An 18,830-nucleotide genomic window follows, 5' to 3' on the forward strand; every position below is an offset into this window, starting at 1 on the left:
TTGTCTACTGTTTCCACAGTAGGTTTTTATTATACCATGTTTTCTCTGTCTTGTCAAGTATTTTCTCCAACTTTTTTGATCTTTGTGATCACTTTTTGTCGGTTTTTGTATCTCTCTCAGACAGCTTTTATATTATAGCACGTATATGAAGTGAAGTCAACCCCTTTTTTCAACTTTTTTACGATTAATGAAATATGCTTTGTATTACACGAATGGTATTGAAACCTCCGCTGGATCAGCGGAGGTTTCAATCTATTATTTCTACTTAAAGATATCTGTAAACACCTTAACAAGCTTATTAACCAACTTGCATCGATGTTTAATCCCATCAAATTTAATAGATGCCATAACTTTTATTACTACAGTCATTTCCCTTTCTCCTTTCTATAAATAACACAGAAAGGGTACGCAATTTTTCCTCCCTAATTTGCGCAGCAATTTGTCTGAAGGTGTTGACAATCCTTCTAAAACCATTTACAATTATATCGTCATTAATCAAGAAGAACTTGTGTCTCTTCAGATGCACATCGAAAGAAAGGTTGCCTCCTATTCTTCGATGTGCATTCCTTTTTGTGTCTGTACGGTTTATAATATCACATCTTTTGCTAGAAATCAAGTAATTTTTCAAATTTTAACCAGAACGTATTTATAGATGCTGAAAAGCATATTTTCAATTCTATGCATATTATGTGCCGCAAATATCACTTGTGCCAAGTGATATTATGGTATTGAATATTCAATTAGATTCTGTTATACTATATTAGTCAATAATTACTTTCTTAATTATTGTGGATTGAAATAGCATATATAACTATTTTTGGTTTCTTTATACGCGGCATTGCAAATTTAAAATTTGCAATGCCGCGTATTCTATTATAATGAGAATAAATTGTTTCTTAAACAAAATGACACAATAGAAAAAGCGCACAGATTTGCATCTGTGCGCTTTTTTGGTGACCCGTACGAGAATCGAACTCGTGTTACCGCCGTGAAAGGGCGGTGTCTTAACCGCTTGACCAACGGGCCGTATAAAAAATAAATGGTAGCGGTAGTTGGACTTGAACCAACGACACTCCGGGTATGAACCGAATGCTCTAGCCAGCTGAGCTATACCGCCATATTGACCTCGGTACAGTACCGAACGAGCTATATTATATAATAAAAAATGGATTCTGTCAATACCTTTTTTGATCTTTTTCTTAGTTTTTCTCAAATCACGGCGATTATGCCCGAACCCTTCCATCTTTGAAGAATTGAATAAGCCGTCCGGCTGGTTCCCCCTGAAACCACTGTCCTGGACGGCTTAATTTATGCTCTTATTATGGATTGACCGAATAGTTCGGCGCTTCCTTCGTGATATAGATGTCGTGCGGATGGCTTTCTTTCAGTCCCGCGCCGGTGATCTTTACAAACTGCGCCTTCTCATGCAGCTCCGGGATGGTCTTGCATCCGCAGTAGCCCATGCCGGCCTTCAGGCCGCCCATCAGCTGATATACGGATTCCGACAGCATGCCTTTGTATGGGACGCGGCCTTCGACGCCTTCGGGTACAAACTTCTTGTTGTCTTCCTGGAAATAACGGTCCTTGCTGCCTTTTCCCATCGCTGCCAGGCTTCCCATGCCGCGATAGGTTTTGAAGCTTCTGCCCTGGTATATTTCCTTTTCGCCCGGGCTTTCCTCACATCCGGCAAACAAGGAGCCGAGCATGACGGCGCTCGCGCCTGCCGCCAGAGCTTTGACAATATCGCCGGAATATTTGATGCCGCCGTCCGCAATGACCGGGATGCCGTATTTCTGCGCCATGCAGGCCGCATCAAACACCGCCGTGATCTGCGGGACACCGATGCCTGCAACCACGCGGGTGGTGCAGATTGATCCAGGACCGATGCCCACCTTGATGATATCCGCGCCGGCCTGTATCAACGCTTCACACGCTTCAGCGGTAGCCACGTTACCCGCCATCAGCGGGACGTGCGGAAACGCCGCCTTGACCTTTTTTACACAGTTGATGATGTTCTGGCTGTGTCCATGCGCGGAATCCAATGCCAGCAGATCGACCTGTTCATTGACCAGCGCCTGCGCACGGTCCAGTACATCGTTTGTCGCACCGATGGCTGCGCCGCACAGCAGCCTTCCGCGGGAATCTCTCGAGGAATTCGGATACTGGACAGCCTTTTCGATATCCTTGATCGTGATCAGGCCCTTCAGCATGCCATTGTCGTCTACGAGCGGCAGCTTTTCGATCTTATGCTGCCTTAAAATCTCCTGTGCCTGCTCCAATGTGGTGTTGACCGGAGCGGTGACCAGATGCTCCTTGGTCATGACCTCCTTGATCTGAATATCGAAATCGGTCATGAAACGCAGGTCACGGTTGGTCAGAATGCCGACCAGCTTGCCCTCTTCCACGATCGGCACACCGGAAATCTTATATTTGCTCATCAGCTCGTTCGCATCATACACATAATGCTCCGGGGTTAAGGAGAAAGGATTGACAATAACGCCGTTTTCACTTCTTTTTACACGGTCCACTTCATCGGCCTGCTGTTCAATGCTCATATTCTTATGGATAATACCGATTCCGCCTTCCCGCGCAATGGCAATCGCCATCCGGAATTCCGTAACCGTATCCATCGCAGCGGTCATGATCGGGGTGTTCAGATGGATTCCATCGGCCAATGTGATGCCCAATTCACAGTCCTTTGGAAGAATGTCCGATTTTGCGGGGATCAATAAAATGTCGTCAAAGGTAAGGCCTTCTTTTACAAACTTACTCGAAAAATCCGTGTTTAACATCCTATCATACTCCTTTTCCCATTATTATATTTTTACTATTCTATCACTTTTATCTGATGGATGCAATAGGTATTCTGTAAAATATCTTCCCACTTTTTTAGGCAGATTTCACAGAAATTAAATGGGAGTGCGAATGCGGCGTTTACTCCTTATTTTTACGATCTCCGTCTTGCTTTGACAACTGGATGATGCCGCAAGATAAAGCTCTTCACATTCCCGCTGCGCTGCAATTAGGATATTCATCGCTTTTTCCGATGCTCGGACCATCTTTAGATACATTTCTTTATAACCGTGCCTAACGCCGGTATTTTAGAACAATATGATCAAAATACCATTGGTATTCCTGTGATTGTGTTATGATGGATATGGTGATAAAAGATGATTTATAAACACATTAAAGAACTTCGAGTCATTCATGACAAAAGTCAGCGGGAAATTGCTGCTTATTTGAATATGACACAGTCTACCTATTCCAAATATGAAACTGGTAAAATAGAGTGGACCATCACGCTGCTTATAAAACTGGCCGCATATTATGGAACCAGTGTAGATTATCTGCTTGATTTTACGGATGATATCGTCCCTCATACTTCTGCAAAACGCAACAAATCAAACAGGTATCATTTATAATGTAACACATCATGGGTATTATTATAAGAAGACAGCGGTATGGAATCAGTTTCCACACCGCTGTTTTCATTTTGGACAAGCTGGAATGCCCAGCTTGTTCTTCGTATGATATTTCCTATCGAATGACATCCATACCCATGAAATCTCTGAGGACTTCAGGAACAGTGATGCTTCCGTCTTCATTCTGATAATTTTCCATGATGGCTGCTACGGTCCGTCCGATTGCGACTCCGGAGCCATTCAGCGTATGGACAAACTGCGCTTTTTCCTTCGGGCTGTTCTTGAAGCGGATTTGTCCGCGGCGCGCCTGATAATCCTCGAAGTTGGAACAGCTGGAAATCTCCAGATAGCGGTCATAGGACGGCATCCAGACCTCGATATCATAGGTCTTCGCGCTGCTGAAGCCCAAATCGCCGGTTGACAGCGCAACCACGCGGTACGGCAGCTTCAGCTGCTGCAGAACGTATTCAGCATCATTTGTCAATTTTTCCAGTTCCTGATAGGATTCTTCCGGCTTCACAAATTTGACCAGTTCCACCTTATTGAACTGATACTGACGGATGACGCCGCGCGTATCTCTGCCGGCGCTGCCGACCTCTGCGCGGAAGCAGGCGGAATATGCGCAGTATCGCAGCGGCAGCTTGCTGCCATCTAAAATCTCATCGCGATACATGTTGGTCACCGGCACTTCGGCCGTTGGGATCAGGAAATAATCGTTGTTGTTGTACAGTTTAAACGCATCCTCTTCAAATTTCGGAAGCTGGCCGGTAGCGGTCATCGATGCGCGGTTCGCGATAAACGGCGGGAAAATCTCCTGATAGCCGCGGCTGGTATGGGTATTCAAATAGAAGTTGATGATGGCGCGTTCCAGCCTTGCACCGGCCCCTTTCAGGAAGTGGAACCGGCTTCCCGTAACCTTCGCCGCGGTCTCCGGATCGAGGATATCCAGCTCCTTGCCCAGATCCCAGTGCGCTTTGGGTTCGAAGGTGAATTCCCGCGGGGTTCCGTTGCGGCGGATTTCGACATTTTCTGTGTCATCCTTGCCAATTGGCACGCTCTCATTCGGAATATTCGGGATGGCATACAGGATGCTGCGCTGCTTCTCTTCCAGATCCGTGATCTGCGCGTCACAGGCCTTGACCTGTTCGGAAATCTGTTTCATCTCCGCCATAATGGCGTCCACATCGCCGCCCTCCTTGCGGATGCGCGGGATCTGCTTGCTCGCCTGGTTCTGCTTGGCCTTGAGCTGATCCGCCTGTGCATTGACCTGACGGCGCTGCTCGTCAATCGCGAGAATCTCGTCGATTCTATCATCCATATCGCTGTTGCGATTCTTCATCGCCTGTTTGACCATATCCGGATTGCTTCTGATTACCTTGATATCCAACATCTCTGTCGTACTCCTTTTATCTTTAATTTCCTCTATCTTAAAATTCCGCATGCTCGCCGGTCAGGCGTTCCGCAATATCGGCTAACTCCTCTTTGTTGTAAAAATCGATCTGCAGGGTTCCTTTGTCCCCTTTGCTGACATTGATCTTGATCTTCCTGCCAAGCTCATGCGTCAAAGCAATCTGCATCTCATCATAGAAGGTATCCTTCTTCTGCGTTACCTTCAGTTTCTCCTTTTGACCGTACTTCTGCGCAAGCTTTTCAACCTCTCTAACAGAGAGGCCCTTCTTGACAATTTCGCCTGCCAGCTTCAAAATGATCTCTTCATCCTCAAAACTCAGCAGCGCGCGGGCATGTCCGCTGGAAATATCGCCGTTCTGTACCAGCCGCACAACCCTGTCCGGCAGCTTCAGCAGCCGAATCGCGTTGGCGATGGTGGGGCGCGACTTTCCTATCCGTTTGGACAGCTCCTCCTGCGTAAAATGATGCTGATCCATCAATGTGCGGTATCCCAATGCTTCTTCAATCGGATTCAGGTCCTCCCGCTGCAGATTCTCAATCAGCGCAATTTCCATGCACTGTGTATCGGTCAATTCCTTGACGACCACCGGCACCTCGGTCAAGCCCGCCATCCTGGACGCCCGCCATCTGCGCTCCCCAGCCACCAGCTGATAGCTTCCGGAGGACAATGGACGAACCACCAGCGGCTGCAGAACACCGTGCTCCCGGATGGAGTCCGCAAGCTCTGCCAGCGCATTTTCATCGAAATCCTTGCGCGGCTGATCCCGGTTTGGTTCTATTTCAGAGATGCGTATGGTTGATACCACGACATCCTCGGACTTGTTGTCCGCAAAAAGCGCATCCAGTCCCTTACCCAAGCCACTTTTTTTACCTGCTGCCAATCAAAACGCCTCCCTTCCTCAGATTTCATCCTGTTTTTTTAAGAATTCTTCCGCCAAGTCCTCATACGCCTTGGCTCCTTTGGAGTATTTGTCAAAATAGATCACTGGTTGTCCATAGCTTGGAGCCTCCGACAGGCGCACATTCCTGGGGATCGGCGTCGCGTACACCTTTTTCGGGAAGAATTTCTTGACTTCCTCCATAACCTGCAGGTTGAGATTCAGCCTGCCGTCATACATCGTCAGCAGCACCCCTTCGATCTCGATATGCGGGTTGTACAGCCGCTTGATCTGCCGGATGGTGGCCATCAGCTGCGAAAGCCCCTCCAATGCATAATATTCACACTGAATCGGCACCAGGATGGAATCGCTCGCCGACAGCGCATTCAGCGTAATGAGCCCCAGCGAGGGGGGGCAGTCGATGAAGATGTAGTCATATCGGTCTTTTACCGATACAATGGCCTGTTTGAGCCGGTCGTGTCGGTTCTGGAGCTCGACCAGTTCAATTTCCGCACCCGCCAGCGCCATGTTGGAGGGCAGCACATCCACATTCTCATACTCTGTTTTTAGCAGCATTTCATCCACCTTGACCAATCCCAGAATCAGATCATAGGTGGACAGGATAACATTGCGTTTGTTGATGCCGAATCCGCTGGTTGCATTGCCCTGCGGGTCCATATCAATCAACAGAATTTTCTTCCCCATGCGTCCCAGAGACGCCGTTAAATTGACGGCAGTGGTCGTCTTTCCCACACCGCCCTTTTGATTTACAATTGACAGAATCTTTGCCATTGATGCATCATATCCCAACATTTATTCGTTCTGGCCTGTCCCATATCACCAGGATGTCTTACTATCTGTTATTATAGCACGGAACAACGTAAAGATCAAACCATTTTACCCGGTTCTCCATAAATTTTGTTCCACGTGAAACATTTAACCCTGGTTTGAGATCTCTATGAGAATGTTGTTTACGATGTCTTTATAAAGGGTATGAGTTCCCATAAATTCTACATACCGCATATTGTTTCACGTGAAACAACGACTTCAATTGATGCAGAAAATATCCATTGTCGTGCGAGGTCACGAAAAGACCAATCTATCAAATGATAGCGATTGCATGTAATGATATTGGTCATTACATTGCATACATTGACGACTTAGCATTTCATAATAATCGATGGATACCCGTTTACCCAGAACATCGATTCCAACTGTTGTCATCTACGCCATAGATTTCGTCAAACCGCAAATAGATTATCATCCGGGTGTCATTTCTACACGCAACATTACAATTTCAATTGTATCGGTGGTTATCGTATAAATTCTTCTCAGCAGGGTATAAAGCAACGCGTTCAAAGATTTTTATATGTTTCACGTGGAACAAATGCAGGTTTTTGTATTACAAACAGAAAGGCGCCGGACTTGCGTCCAGCGCCTTTCTGCTTAAAATCAGCTAAGGGAGTTTTAGAGTATATAAAATTTACTTGCACGCATAACATGACAGGCCGGTCTAACGCTTATACTGGGAACTCTTCGGGATACGCACCACATATTCTATGTACCCGTCGATTTCCTGCGTGGTTGTGACGGCCTGGATTCCGGACTGTACCATGGTTTCTACAGCCTTCGAAATCGTGTTGAGAAATAATCTGACATCCTTGACAATCAATTGCCGATGTGGCTTGCGTTTGTTTTGATGAGAGAGTTCTTCAAGCAGTTGTTCCACATATCCCTCACTCTGTTTGACATTGTACTGATTTGATATGATGGTTTGCAGTGCTTTTCTCTGCAGCATTTCATCCGGCAGCTTGAGAAGCACCCTTGCATGCCGTTCTGTCAAACCATGCTTGTTGATCATCTCCTGCACTGCTTCGGATAATTTCAGCAGCCGCAGCTTGTTTGCAATGGTGGACTGTGCTTTCCCGAGACGCTTGGAGGCTTCCTCCTGTGTGACGCCCCAGTCGTCGATCAACTGCTGAATCGCCGCCGCCTCCTCAAACATATTGAGGTCCTGCCTCTGCAGGTTCTCGATCAACGCGAGAATGGCGGACTGCCGTTCATCGGCGGAGATGACAATGCAGGGCACCTGTGTAAGGCCCGCCAGCTTGGACGCTTTGAGCCGCCGCTCCCCGGCAATCAATTCGAACCGTCCGTTGTCCAACCGGCGCACAGTCAACGGCTGCAGAATGCCATTGCTTTTGATGCTCTCGGATAGGCTGATCAGTTCATATTCTTCAAAGAATTTTCTTGGCTGTGAGGGATTCGGAATGATCAGACTGCTGTCAATCAGCAGTACTTTATTGATGACCTTTTCTTTTGAAAATATTCCTACAATACGATCACTTCCCTCATTACAGAATGAGAGGTTAATCTCCATCCTCAGCGGCACCCCTTATAACGGGGACTTGATGTCCCGATGCCGCAGATGGAAAAAAGAATAACCATAGTAAGTTCTTTTCCTTACTATGGTTATAGTATATCACAGGTATGCATAAATTGCTAGTATTTTCCATCTACTAATTTGTAAATTATTGGATTTTATTTGACACATTTTGCACTCATATAATCGGATTTTTAGCAATCTTTGCAGGCATTCTGGGGAATCTTGACGAAGTTTGCGATATCTTTTTGATAAACAAGAGTGATCTCTTGTTGTCTCCCGGCAGCTCCAGTTTTTCGACATGCTCCAGCCTGCCGCCCAATATTTCGACTGCCTTCTCCGCCTGCGCAGCTTCTTCCTCCATTTCATATCCCTTATAGGAGATGAAATAGCCTCCCTGCCTGACGAGCGGCAGGCAGTATTCACTCAGCTCCCTGAGATTTGCCACTGCGCGGGAAACCGCAAAATCATACTGTTCACGGTGCGCTGGATTGCGTCCCGCATCTTCCGCGCGGGCATGCAGATATTCGATATCCGGAATGCCGAGTTCATCGGCGAGTACCTGCAGGAAGGTCAACCGTTTCTGCAGGCTGTCCAGCAGCGTGACGCGCAGGTCCGGCCGCATAATCTTCAAAGCCATACCCGGAAATCCCGCTCCGGTGCCCACATCGATCAACTTCGCTCCCTTCGGCAGGTGCACGACGGTCAGCAGAAGCAGGCTGTCCAGAAAATGCTTCACCATGATCTCCTGCGGATCGGTGATCGCCGTCAGATTCATCTTCTGATTCCATTCAAGCAGCTTGTCTGCATACACTTCAAACATATCCAGCTGCTTCTGTGCGTAGAGGATGCCGTACCGGTCGGATTGCTCGATCAAATAATCAATCGGCTTCATGTTCTTCCTCCTTCTTTCTGTGTGTCTCCAGATAGATCAGCAGCACATTGATGTCCGCCGGATTCACGCCGGAGATTCGCGACGCCTGTCCAATATTCAGCGGGCGGATCTGACTGAGCTTCATCCGCGCTTCCAGCCGCAGGCCGTCAATCTGCTGATAATCGAGCTCCTTCGGCAATGGTTTGCTCTCCAGCCGGCGCATCTGCGCGACGCTTGCCAGCTGCTTTTTGATATAGCCCTCGTATTTGATCTGGATTTCGACCTGATTTGTCACTTCCCATGGCAAATCAGGTCTCTGCGGATCAAATGGAGCGAGATCGTCGTAGCTGAGCTGAGGACGCCGGATCAGTTCGATCAGCTTGACACCGGAGGTTACCGGCGCTGTTTCACGTGAAACCAGCAGCTTCTGGAGCGCTTCTGAGGGTGATACCGTGTATTTGGACACGCGTTGTTTCTCCTGAGCGATCAATCTCTGCTTTTCTTCGAACCGCCGGTATCGCTCCTCGGAGATGAGTCCTAGCCGGTATCCCGTCGGCGTCAGGCGTTCATCCGCATTGTCCTGGCGCAGAATCAAGCGGAACTCACTGCGCGAGGTCATCATGCGGTAGGGATCGGTACAGCCCTTGGTGGTCAGATCATCGATCAGCGTGCCGATGTAGGAGCTTGCGCGGTCCAGCACCAGCGGTTCCTTCTGTTTTATCTTCAATGCGGCGTTGATGCCAGCGATCAGCCCCTGTGCGGCCGCCTCCTCATAGCCGGAGGTCCCGTTAAACTGGCCCGCGCCGTACAGCCCCGGAATTCGGATGAATTCCAGCGTCGGATACAATTCGAGCGGATCACAGCAGTCATATTCAATCGCATAGGCGTTGCGCATGATCTGAAGCCGTTCAAATCCCTCAATGGTACGGTACATGCTGATCTGCACATCCTCAGGCAGTGAGGAGGACATCCCCTGCAGGTACATCTCCTCCGTCTCCAGTCCCAGCGGCTCAACAAAGATCTGATGCCGCGGCTTGTCGGAGAACCGCACAACCTTGTCCTCGATGCTTGGACAGTAGCGCGGGCCGATTCCCTCTATCTTGCCGCCGTACAGCGGCGAACGGTGCAGATTGTCCTCGATCACCTGATGAGTCTTCTGGTTCGTATAGGCGATATGGCATACCGCACGGTTTTCAAGCGTATTCGCATCGGTTTCAAAGGAGAACGGCACTATCGGCTCATCTCCCCGCTGCACCTCCAGCTTCTCAAAGTCGATGCTGCTGCGCAGTACCCTGGCCGGGGTTCCGGTTTTAAACCGGCGAAGCGTCACGCCAAGCTCCTTGAGATGCGCACTGAGCCGGTTTGCGGCATGCATACCGTCCGGACCGCTCGAATAGGCGGCGTCTCCCACATAGATGGTGCCCTTCAAATAGGTCCCGCTGCAGATGACCGCAGCCTTGACCCCGTAAACCGCCCCGAGCGCGGTGACCACCTCGGACACACATCCCTCCTGGTTCAGGCGGATATCGACGATCTCCGCCTGCTTGATGCTCAAATTCTGCTGCTTTTCAAGCTTGTGTTTCATCACGACATGATACCGTTCGCGGTCGGACTGGACACGCAGGCTGTGCACTGCAGGGCCTTTGCCCCGGTTGAGCATCCTGCTCTGGATGAACGTCTCATCCGCTGTCCTGCCCATCTCCCCGCCGAGCGCATCGATCTCACGCACCAGATGTCCCTTTGCGGTTCCGCCGATCGACGGATTGCAGGGCATATTCGCGATCCCGTCCAGCGATATGGTAAAGATAACGGTCTTCATCCCAAGCCGGGAAGCTGCCAACGCGGCTTCCACTCCGGCGTGTCCGGCTCCAATGACCGCGATATCATAGTTTTCCACAAAATACTCCAACACCAACTGCACCTCTCCCTGTGGTTTTCCACCCAATCTATCTCAAAACCAACGACTACTTTTGCACCGTTTGAACCAAGTTTTCAACTTATACTACGTTAATAAGTTGAAAACTTGGTTCAAAGTCCGGGTTAACACCCCATTATTACCCATTATAAGGTTGAATATATTGTATTTAGGATTATATTCTATTTACCAACACAAAAATGAGAAAACACCTCATCCACCACAACATCGGTCACCCGTTCACCAGTCAGTTCAAGCAGAGCGCTGACCGCATCCTCCAGGCAAACGTCCACAGCGTCCAGTGTCATACCGGTTGTCAGCGCATCGATGGCTTCGCCGATTGACTGCAGTGCGCGCTGTGTACAGTTCCTCTGCCGCTCGGTCGACAGCATCGCGGCCTGCTCATCCAGATGGTTCAACTGTAAAACCTCGCGGATCGCTTCGATCAGTTCCTCTAAACCATCTCCCGTCGACGCTGAAATCATAACGATATGTTGAATATGATCTTTGATATACTCAATGTCTAACTTTTTGAGCAGATCAGCCTTGTTGATGACCGCCACCGCAGGACGTTCCTTGATCCGCTCGATCAACTGAATATCATGCTCGGTCAGTTCGTCCGCATTGTCAAAGACCCCAAGCACCAGCGACGCGGATTCCAGCCGTTTCTGCGCGAGCCGTACCCCCTGTTTTTCCACCGGGTCATCCGTTGTCCGAATGCCGGCCGTATCGGCCAAACGCAGCACCAGATCGCCCAGGCGCACGGTATCCTCCACGACATCCCGCGTGGTCCCTGGGATGTCGGTCACGATGCTCTTCTGTTCCCCTGCGAGCAGGTTCATCAAAGTGGACTTTCCGACGTTCGGTTTGCCGATGATGGCCGTGTCAATCCCCTCCCGGAGCAGCTTTCCAATCTCAAAGCTGTCCAGAAGCTTCTGCAGGGACACCTGCATACCACGCAATTCCTGACTGAGGCTGTCCATCTCGAGCGCCTCGATGTCCTCTTCCGGATAGTCGATCCAGGCGGAAATGTGCCCGCCCAGCGTGATAAGACGGGACTTGACCGCATCAATTTTTTGATACAAGACACCGTCATGTGCGGCCAGCGCCGATCGGGATGCCTGTTTTCCCTGCGCTGAGATCAGGTCCATCACGGCTTCGGCTTGGGTCAGTCCAAGCTTGCCGTTTAAAAACGCACGCTTGGTGAATTCTCCCGGGCCTGCCGGGGCTGCTCCGGCATCCAGTATGGCACGCAGCAGCCGCTGCAGCAGATACAAACCGCCGTGACAGGATAACTCCACGACATCCTCCCCGGTATAGCTTTTCGGGCCATGGAAGACAAGCGCTACCGCTTCATCGATATCCCCGGCACGATCAAACACTCTTCCAAAAATACCGGTATATCCATCCACATTTTGGATGGTGCGTGTTCCAACCGGTCGAAACACCCGTGCCGCAATCTGCAGCGCTTCCGGTCCTGATATGCGGACGACCCCCAGTCCGCCTGCCGCCATCGGCGTGGAGATCGCTGCAATGGTAGCCTGCTCTCCTGTCATATGATCCCCTCCCCATTATATTTAAAGACTGATGGATGATAAAAAAACGTGGTTCACCAATGCCGTACAGCTATTCCCCGCTTAGCCGGTATTGAAACCGGAATTCAATGATGTCTACAACAACGCGAAATGGGGACTCTCGATCATGGGTTTCATCTGACACAGGCAAAAAGGGTGACCGGCTGGGTCAAACATCACCCTCCAACCATCAGAAAACTGCTCTTCTGCAATGACTGCGCCACAATCCACCGCATATTGGACCGCCTTCTCCAAATCATTCACGGCGAAGTCCAGATGTGCCATCTGCTGCTGCGCTTCCGGCTTTTCCGGCCACACAGGCGGCTTATATGCAGGATTGCGCTGAAACACGATACCAGGATACGCTCCCTGATTGGTTCCCGGCGCGCCCAAGCATGCCCAATCTTCGTCATAAAACGGTATTTCCCAATGCAGCAATGCTGCATAGAATTTTGCCAATTCATACGGATTTTCACAATCCAATGTAAATGCGTACATTTTGATTTTCAACTCGGTATTCATGATGTTCATACCTCCCGTTATCTATTTGACAGCAATATCAACGCCGCATTCAGCACTGATTATTTGCACACCATTATGGAACTTCACATCTTCGGTTTTCAGGGTGTGAAGGCATAAAAGGATTTTCCATGCATTTCTGTGCTTGTCCTCTTCACCACCTATTGAACTGTGAAACTGCGGTTCATTCAGATTATCACGATTTCTTTTTAAGAAGTGCTTCACTTCCTTCAGGTAATTGTTTTTTCTATATGGCCAACCGCTCCTTGAAGCTAATATAAACGAACCGAGCAATCATCAGGGAAGTGCACTTTTAAGTAAAAAACATCCCTATTTGGCATATCATGATGATCTCCATTTCAAATCCATAAATACTTCCCTGTAAAAGTAATCTGCGAATGCCACATGGACATCAAGAAAAAGACCTCCGCCTTACGCAAATGCTGAAGGCGGAGGTTTTGCGCTCGGCATAAAACACGAGTCGTTTTGCTTATTCCATCAGCCTGAAGGCCGATTTTGATTAATCGATATCGATCTTTGAATACAACGGCTTATCCGCCGCTTCGGTTGGAACGGATTTGCGTTCCGGTGTCTGCGGCTGCCGCGGTGGCTGAGACTGCATCTGAGGACGCGGCGGCTGAGACTGAGGCTGTGGCTGTGAAAACGCGTTTTCCCGCGTCTTGATTTCATTCCCCAAACTGGTAGAGGTCTTCATATTGTGGTTTCTGGGCGGCCTTGGACCTCCCTTGCCGCGCGGCGCACCGCCCTTATTCGGATACGGGCGTTTTCCTCCCGGACTGCCAGGTCCTCCCGGCCGTTTGTTGTTCGGTCTCGGCGGCCGTTTTACCGTCGAACTGATCACAACACGGCGGTTTGGCTCATCCCCAATGGAGGTGGATGTTACGCCATTGATCTTACCGACTGTCGAATGGATGATTCTGCGCTCATAGGGATTCATCGGTTCGAGCGTGATGCTGCGTCCAGACTTCAGCGCGTTGTTTGCCAGTTTCTTTGCCAAATTCTCCAGCGTCTTCTCCCGTTTCTGCCGGAAATCGCCGCTGTCGATGGTGATGCGGAAATACTCGCCGGTTTCTCTGTTCGCAACCAGGCTGCACAGATACTGGATGGCATCCAGCGTCTCGCCCCGGCGTCCAATCACAACGCCGAGATCCGGTCCCTCGAGAGAAATCTCCGCCGATTCCTCCTCTTCCTTGACCTTGATTTCAAAATCCCGGATACCCATGTTGGTCAGGATCTGTTCGATATACTGTACCGCTGTTTTGACCTTAGAAACCTCATAGGTGACGGAAATTTTTGCGGGAACCTTTAAATTTCCGAACAACCCCTTCTTCGGCAGTTCCAGAATCTGCACTTCAACCTCATCGCGTGAAACTCCCAAAGATTCACAAGCCAACTGTGTCGCTTCGTCAACTGTGCGTCCCGTCTGAATGAATTCTTTCTTCAACTGCTTTGCACCGCCTTTTTCTTTCACATAGATCGTATTCGTCATCCCCCGTGGGGAGCTCTTTTCATTCCGATAAATCTGTATCTTTATTTGAGGTCTTCATCGGTCACTTCGATATATTCTTCGCCGTATCTCTCCGCATCCCTGCGTCTTGCCTCGGCAAGTTTGCGTTTATTGATTTCTTTCTGAGTCAGTGCCTTTTCATCGACGGGCTTTTTCCCCTGTCCGTTTTTGGCCCGTTCCTTCTGTTCCTCCTGCGCACGCTTTCGCGCCTCGATGCGTTCCTGCTTCTCGCGTTCCGCCTGTTCCTCCGCTTCCAGCCTTGCCTGTTCGGCAATGAGGGCCGGATTGTGTATTTTATTTAGAATAAAGGTCTGCAGCATCATCAGGAGGTTGGTAATGACGTAGTAAACGCCGACGCCTGCCGGTACCTGGAAGGTGAACCAGGCCATCATCAGCGGCATAACAAACATCATGACCTTCATCGAGCATCCCTGCTGTCCTTCATACAGCGCGCTGTTCATGCGGGTGGTCATCAGGCTGAGCAGCAGCGAGGTGACGACAACCAGAATCGGCAGGATGATCAAAAGGTTGAAGTTAAAGCTCGGCTTGTCCGCCAGATTCATGCCGAAGAAGGATAAATCCAAATGCTGAATCCTGTTCACAATATCCTGTCCGAGCGAACCGAATGCCGACGGGTCCTTGTCCACTGCGTTGATGATGTTGATCTGCGCGTCCGTAGCAAGCGATCCATTTTCCATGACCACCTTTACGGCATCTCCAAGTACAGTCTGCGCAATGGTTGCGGCCTTTTCAATGACGTCCGAAGAGAGCCTTACGATATGGCTCAGCGGATTGTAGATGACGTTGATCAGTCCGAACAGAATCGGAAACTGGATCAAGGTCGGCAGACAGCCGGCAAACGGACTGATGCCGTTTTCCTTGTACAGCTTCATCTGCTCCTCGTTCAGCTTTTCCGGGTTTTTCGCATACATCTTCTGAAGCTGCGCCATCTTCGGGCGGACGATTGCCATTTTGGCCGTGGATTTCTGCTGTTTTAATGAAAGAGGGAAAACAACAAGCTTCAGCAATATGGTGAACAGGATCAGGGCGAAACCATAATTGTTGACAATCTGGTAACACAGCCACATCACCCATCCCAAAGGATAACCGATAACTGCGATAATTTGGTTCATGTAAGGTATAAACCTCCTGTATCTTTATAAATATAGGTATACAACAAAGACGGCCGCACGCTTCCAATCCTCAGGCTCATCTTCCGCTTGTCCCAAACAAGCCGCCTGCGCGCCGTCGACAGGGCTAAGGATCTGTTTCCTTATCCATCGTCTGCAGATTTCACGATGATTCACCGGGCAGCAGGTCTGTCCGGTTCGGATGCATCTGGTTGTGGTCCTCTTTTTTGATCCGGCTTTTGAAGATATCCCGCCAGCGAAGCGTTTTCGGAACCGGATCATAACCCCATTTGCACCAGGGGTTGCACCGAAGAATTCGATACAACGCAAGTAGCCCGCCCTTCAAAGCTCCAAAACGAGAAATCGCTTGAAAAGCATATGAGGAGCAGGTTGGCTGAAACCTACAACAAGGAGATTTATAGGGTGATACTGCTTTCCTGTAAAACTGAATAAGGGCTAAAAAAATCCTCTTCATTTAAAGTTTACCACCTGATGGGTAATTCTCTTCTTGCGTCAACATTTTTATCTGCTTTTTCATCACATAAAAAATGTCGGTACTCTTCACTTTGGTTGTCCTCGCACGGGCAACAAAGATCAAGTCGTAACCACAGGGCAGATGGGGCTGTAGCTGCACAGCCGCCTTGATAATCCTTCTTGCCCGGTTGCGTTTGACAGCTTTTCCGATTTTTTTGCTGGTCGTGACGCCGTACCGGGTAATGCCCAGACGGTTTCTCATCGCATAGGTGACCAGAATCGGATGCGCCATGCTTTTTCCCCTCGCATAGATGCGGCGGAAATCTTTATTTTCATTTAATGTAAGCAACATAAAGTCCCTTCGAAAAAGCGGACCATCCAATTAGTGAGTCAGTCTTTTTCTGCCTTTTGCTCTTCTGCGCGCAAGCACTTTTCTACCATTGCGGTCCTTCATTCTTTTTCTGAAGCCGTGCTCTTTCTTTCTATGGATCTTCTTCGGCTGATAAGTTCTCCACATGTCGAATAAACCTCCTTCCAATTCATGAAAAAGATAATATATATTCTGGCTTCCAGCCTGTAAAAAGGCGCTGATTTTCCAAAAAAACCGGCATCTTTCCATGGGCTGCAGGCCGCTGACCTCTTAGGAATTGTCAATTGTCTATTAGTATAAACTACACAGTGGCAGTTTGTCAAGTCATAATTACATCTATCCGCCATTTTTTCGGTATTTCTCATGTATCCATCGCCGTTCTCCCTTTTACACCCTCCCGCTTCGTACAAATTCAGATGTTACAGATCTATAACCGCAGTCTTCCGTTTATTCATTTTTAAATATATCCCTTGGTTTTGTCTGGAGTCTGATATGCGCCACGATGGTTTCCCCTGCATACACGCTAGATTTTATTGAATGTCCAATGTATTGCCGTTGTCCACGTTTCGTGTGGTTCACTTTATACAAATTGTATAAAGTGAACTCATGCGTATCGTCCATTTTCTGTATTTCTCCGGTTCACTTTCTTCCTATAATAAATTGCTATGAATTTGACTGTTGAAAACCTTGAAATAGGACTTGTTTTATGTTAAAATATCAGATGTTTAGAGTTTGTTGAAAACGAATCTTTTCAACTTGGGAGTTTTTAATTTGAACGAAGATTAAACATGTTTTCAGCCTCTCTTTTTTTGTCTCTAAAAACCGGTTGAGAACAAAGGGGGATATTGATAGATGGAATCCTTTAGCCAGGTATTCAGTTCCGTCTGCGATTATTGCAAGGGAGAGATCAGTGAGGTCGCCTACAACCTGTGGATCAGCTGTATTGAGCCGATTGGGTTTGAAAACGGCACGGCGACACTCTATGTACGCAGTGAATTTCAAAAAAACATCATCGACGAAAAATATGTCGGACTCTTAAAGCGCGCCTTCAATGCGGTGCTCGGCTTTGAAGTCGCGATCAAGCTGGTCTGCGATGAAGACAAGCTGGACAGCAAAAAAGCCGATGAAGCCATGAAAAAGTACACGCCGGAGCAGGTCGAGAAATCCTCACAGGGCGGGGAATATGAATTCACCTTCTCCACCTTCATCGTTGGCTCGTCGAACAAATTCGCGCATGCCGCTTCTCTGGCCGTTGCGGCCAATCCGTCCGGCGCATACAATCCGCTGTTCATTTACGGCGCTTCGGGACTTGGAAAGACCCATCTGCTCTATGCAATCCATTCGGAGATTGCCAAAAACAAGCCGGACAAGAACATCGTCTACGTAAAAGGAGAGACCTTTACGAACGAATTGATCGATTCGATCCGGACCGAGACGACCCGGCAGTTCCGCGACAAATACCGCCTTGCCGACGTCCTGCTGATGGACGACGTGCAGTTTATCGGCGGAAAGGAGAGCACACAGGAAGAATTCTTCCACACCTTCAACGAGCTGTACCAGGCCGACAAGCAGATCGTCCTGACCTCCGACCGGCCGCCAAAAGAAATCAAGACCCTGGAAGACAGGCTGCGCACGCGGTTTGAATGGGGTCTTCTGGCCGATGTACAGCCGCCGGATTTCGAAACCCGCATCGCGATCATCCGCCGCAAGGCCGAGCTTCTGGACATCCAGATTCCGGACGAGGTTGCGGAGTACATTGCGAACCGGCTCAAAAACAACATCCGCCAGCTGGAGGGCACCGTGAAAAAGCTCAAAGCCTACAAGCTGCTGGCTGGCACGCCGCCTTCCATCGCGATTGCACAGAACGCCATCCGTGATATCCTGAATGACAACCAGCCAATCCCGGTTACGGTCGAGCGCATCATCTCAGAGGTTTCCCGCACCTACGGGGTCTCCCCCTCCGATGTGCGCTCCAACAAGCGCAGCGCGCAGATATCGACCGCCCGTCAGGTGTCCGCCTATGTCATCCGCGAGATCACGCAGATGTCGATGTCCTCCATCGGGGAGGAGTTCTCCGGCCGCGACCATTCGACGATGGTATATGCGATTCAACAGGTTGAAAAAAATATGGCGCACGATTCGAGATTTAAGGAAACCGTCGAGGATATCGTCAAAAATATCCGTGACAACTGATGCTTTTCCACTTTCCACAGTCCAACTTTTACACTGCCGGATTCAGCACAGTTACACAGGTTTACATAACACCATATGTTTTCGATAAGTTTTCAACTTTTCCCACAGAGTTTTCAACATAGGTGTCTAAAGCCCGATAACAAATCTTCTTTTCCACAAA

Annotated in this window: 15 protein-coding genes, 2 tRNA genes and 1 pseudogene; 2 read left to right on the forward strand and 16 right to left on the reverse strand. The window is 49.0% G+C overall.

Translation table 11 applies throughout. The features are described from left to right. Positions 1 to 951 precede the first annotated feature (951 nt). The 3 genes from BN348_RS00005 to guaB all read right to left on the reverse strand — a co-directional run bounded on the left by BN348_RS00005 (position 952) and on the right by guaB (position 2,792). A tRNA-Glu gene (locus tag BN348_RS00005) sits at positions 952 to 1,026 on the reverse strand. 14 nt (positions 1,027 to 1,040) lie between these two features. After that, positions 1,041 to 1,117 (reverse strand) — tRNA-Met (locus BN348_RS00010). Positions 1,118 to 1,319: 202 nt separating this feature from the next. Further along, on the reverse strand, positions 1,320 to 2,792 hold the full coding sequence (gene guaB / locus BN348_RS00015) for an IMP dehydrogenase (RefSeq protein ID WP_040195434.1): 1,473 nt from the start codon (positions 2,790 to 2,792) through the stop codon (positions 1,320 to 1,322). A 378-nt stretch (positions 2,793 to 3,170) separates the two neighbouring features. Here guaB and BN348_RS13390 point away from each other — a divergent pair, with 378 nt between their 5' ends. Further along, on the forward strand, positions 3,171 to 3,422 hold the full coding sequence (locus BN348_RS13390; protein WP_082020693.1) for a helix-turn-helix domain-containing protein: 252 nt from the start codon (positions 3,171 to 3,173) through the stop codon (positions 3,420 to 3,422). A 115-nt stretch (positions 3,423 to 3,537) separates the two neighbouring features. On the opposite strand, the gene serS is transcribed toward BN348_RS13390, so the two are convergent. The 13 genes and pseudogenes from serS to rpmH all read right to left on the reverse strand — a co-directional run bounded on the left by serS (position 3,538) and on the right by rpmH (position 16,624). Then, entirely contained in the window at positions 3,538 to 4,812 is a 1,275-nt protein-coding gene (gene serS, locus BN348_RS00020; RefSeq protein WP_040195435.1) for a serine--tRNA ligase, read from the reverse strand. 37 nt (positions 4,813 to 4,849) lie between these two features. Next, on the reverse strand, positions 4,850 to 5,713 hold the full coding sequence (locus tag BN348_RS00025) for a ParB/RepB/Spo0J family partition protein (protein ID WP_040195436.1): 864 nt from the start codon (positions 5,711 to 5,713) through the stop codon (positions 4,850 to 4,852). An 18-nt stretch (positions 5,714 to 5,731) separates the two neighbouring features. After that, complete coding sequence (locus BN348_RS00030) at positions 5,732 to 6,502, reverse strand: ParA family protein (protein ID WP_040195444.1); 771 nt, start codon at positions 6,500 to 6,502, stop codon at positions 5,732 to 5,734. A 721-nt stretch (positions 6,503 to 7,223) separates the two neighbouring features. After that, positions 7,224 to 8,090, reverse strand: coding sequence for a ParB/RepB/Spo0J family partition protein (locus BN348_RS00035; protein ID WP_082020694.1), 867 nt, complete (start codon positions 8,088 to 8,090; stop codon positions 7,224 to 7,226). A gap of 181 nt (positions 8,091 to 8,271) precedes the next feature. Beyond that, positions 8,272 to 8,988, reverse strand: coding sequence for a 16S rRNA (guanine(527)-N(7))-methyltransferase RsmG (gene rsmG, locus BN348_RS00040; RefSeq protein ID WP_040195437.1), 717 nt, complete (start codon positions 8,986 to 8,988; stop codon positions 8,272 to 8,274). Continuing rightward, positions 8,975 to 10,864, reverse strand: coding sequence for a tRNA uridine-5-carboxymethylaminomethyl(34) synthesis enzyme MnmG (gene mnmG, locus BN348_RS00045; RefSeq protein WP_156136345.1), 1,890 nt, complete (start codon positions 10,862 to 10,864; stop codon positions 8,975 to 8,977). The genes rsmG and mnmG overlap by 14 nt, the downstream gene beginning before the upstream one ends. 200 nt (positions 10,865 to 11,064) lie before the next feature. Further along, complete coding sequence (mnmE, locus tag BN348_RS00050) at positions 11,065 to 12,438, reverse strand: tRNA uridine-5-carboxymethylaminomethyl(34) synthesis GTPase MnmE (protein ID WP_040195439.1); 1,374 nt, start codon at positions 12,436 to 12,438, stop codon at positions 11,065 to 11,067. 114 nt (positions 12,439 to 12,552) lie between these two features. Continuing rightward, positions 12,553 to 12,978, reverse strand: a complete 426-nt coding sequence (locus BN348_RS00055) for a VOC family protein (RefSeq protein WP_040195440.1) — start codon at positions 12,976 to 12,978, stop codon at positions 12,553 to 12,555. Between the two features lie 517 nt (positions 12,979 to 13,495). Beyond that, entirely contained in the window at positions 13,496 to 14,440 is a 945-nt protein-coding gene (gene jag / locus BN348_RS12740) for an RNA-binding cell elongation regulator Jag/EloR (RefSeq protein WP_082020695.1), read from the reverse strand. Positions 14,441 to 14,526: 86 nt separating this feature from the next. Beyond that, positions 14,527 to 15,636 (reverse strand): membrane protein insertase YidC, encoded by a 1,110-nt coding sequence (gene yidC / locus BN348_RS00065; protein ID WP_040195441.1) that lies wholly within the window; start codon positions 15,634 to 15,636, stop codon positions 14,527 to 14,529. A 268-nt stretch (positions 15,637 to 15,904) separates the two neighbouring features. Next, positions 15,905 to 16,108 (reverse strand): annotated as a pseudogene (gene yidD / locus BN348_RS00070) (membrane protein insertion efficiency factor YidD); the annotation flags it as partial. After that, positions 16,109 to 16,459, reverse strand: coding sequence for a ribonuclease P protein component (gene rnpA / locus BN348_RS00075; protein WP_040195448.1), 351 nt, complete (start codon positions 16,457 to 16,459; stop codon positions 16,109 to 16,111). Between the two features lie 30 nt (positions 16,460 to 16,489). After that, positions 16,490 to 16,624 carry a 50S ribosomal protein L34 gene (gene rpmH / locus BN348_RS00080; RefSeq protein ID WP_040195449.1) on the reverse strand — a complete coding sequence of 45 codons (135 nt, stop codon included), beginning with the start codon at positions 16,622 to 16,624 and terminating at the stop codon, positions 16,490 to 16,492. Between the two features lie 705 nt (positions 16,625 to 17,329). Between rpmH and dnaA the strand changes: the two genes are divergently transcribed. Further along, a complete protein-coding gene (gene dnaA / locus BN348_RS00085; protein ID WP_040195443.1) occupies positions 17,330 to 18,670 on the forward strand; it encodes a chromosomal replication initiator protein DnaA in 1,341 nt (446 codons plus the stop codon). Positions 18,671 to 18,830: the final 160 nt, after the last annotated feature.

It is taken from the genome of Candidatus Soleaferrea massiliensis AP7 (assembly GCF_000820765.1).
Taxonomy (GTDB): Bacteria; Bacillota; Clostridia; order Oscillospirales; family Ruminococcaceae; genus Soleaferrea; species Soleaferrea massiliensis.

What these genes read in the sequence shown, in the direction of transcription:
- guaB (WP_040195434.1), bottom strand. Translation starts at nt 2,792, where the DNA reads ATGTTAAACACGGATTTTTCGAGTAAGTTTGTAAAAGAAGGCCTTACC.
- BN348_RS13390 (WP_082020693.1), top strand. Translation starts at nt 3,171, where the DNA reads ATGATTTATAAACACATTAAAGAACTTCGAGTCATTCATGACAAAAGT.
- serS (WP_040195435.1), bottom strand. Translation starts at nt 4,812, where the DNA reads ATGTTGGATATCAAGGTAATCAGAAGCAATCCGGATATGGTCAAACAG.
- BN348_RS00030 (WP_040195444.1), bottom strand. Translation starts at nt 6,502, where the DNA reads ATGGCAAAGATTCTGTCAATTGTAAATCAAAAGGGCGGTGTGGGAAAG.
- BN348_RS00035 (WP_082020694.1), bottom strand. Translation starts at nt 8,090, where the DNA reads ATGGAGATTAACCTCTCATTCTGTAATGAGGGAAGTGATCGTATTGTA.
- rsmG (WP_040195437.1), bottom strand. Translation starts at nt 8,988, where the DNA reads ATGAAGCCGATTGATTATTTGATCGAGCAATCCGACCGGTACGGCATC.
- mnmE (WP_040195439.1), bottom strand. Translation starts at nt 12,438, where the DNA reads ATGACAGGAGAGCAGGCTACCATTGCAGCGATCTCCACGCCGATGGCG.
- BN348_RS00055 (WP_040195440.1), bottom strand. Translation starts at nt 12,978, where the DNA reads ATGAATACCGAGTTGAAAATCAAAATGTACGCATTTACATTGGATTGT.
- yidC (WP_040195441.1), bottom strand. Translation starts at nt 15,636, where the DNA reads ATGAACCAAATTATCGCAGTTATCGGTTATCCTTTGGGATGGGTGATG.
- rnpA (WP_040195448.1), bottom strand. Translation starts at nt 16,459, where the DNA reads ATGTTGCTTACATTAAATGAAAATAAAGATTTCCGCCGCATCTATGCG.
- rpmH (WP_040195449.1), bottom strand. Translation starts at nt 16,624, where the DNA reads ATGTGGAGAACTTATCAGCCGAAGAAGATCCATAGAAAGAAAGAGCAC.
- dnaA (WP_040195443.1), top strand. Translation starts at nt 17,330, where the DNA reads ATGGAATCCTTTAGCCAGGTATTCAGTTCCGTCTGCGATTATTGCAAG.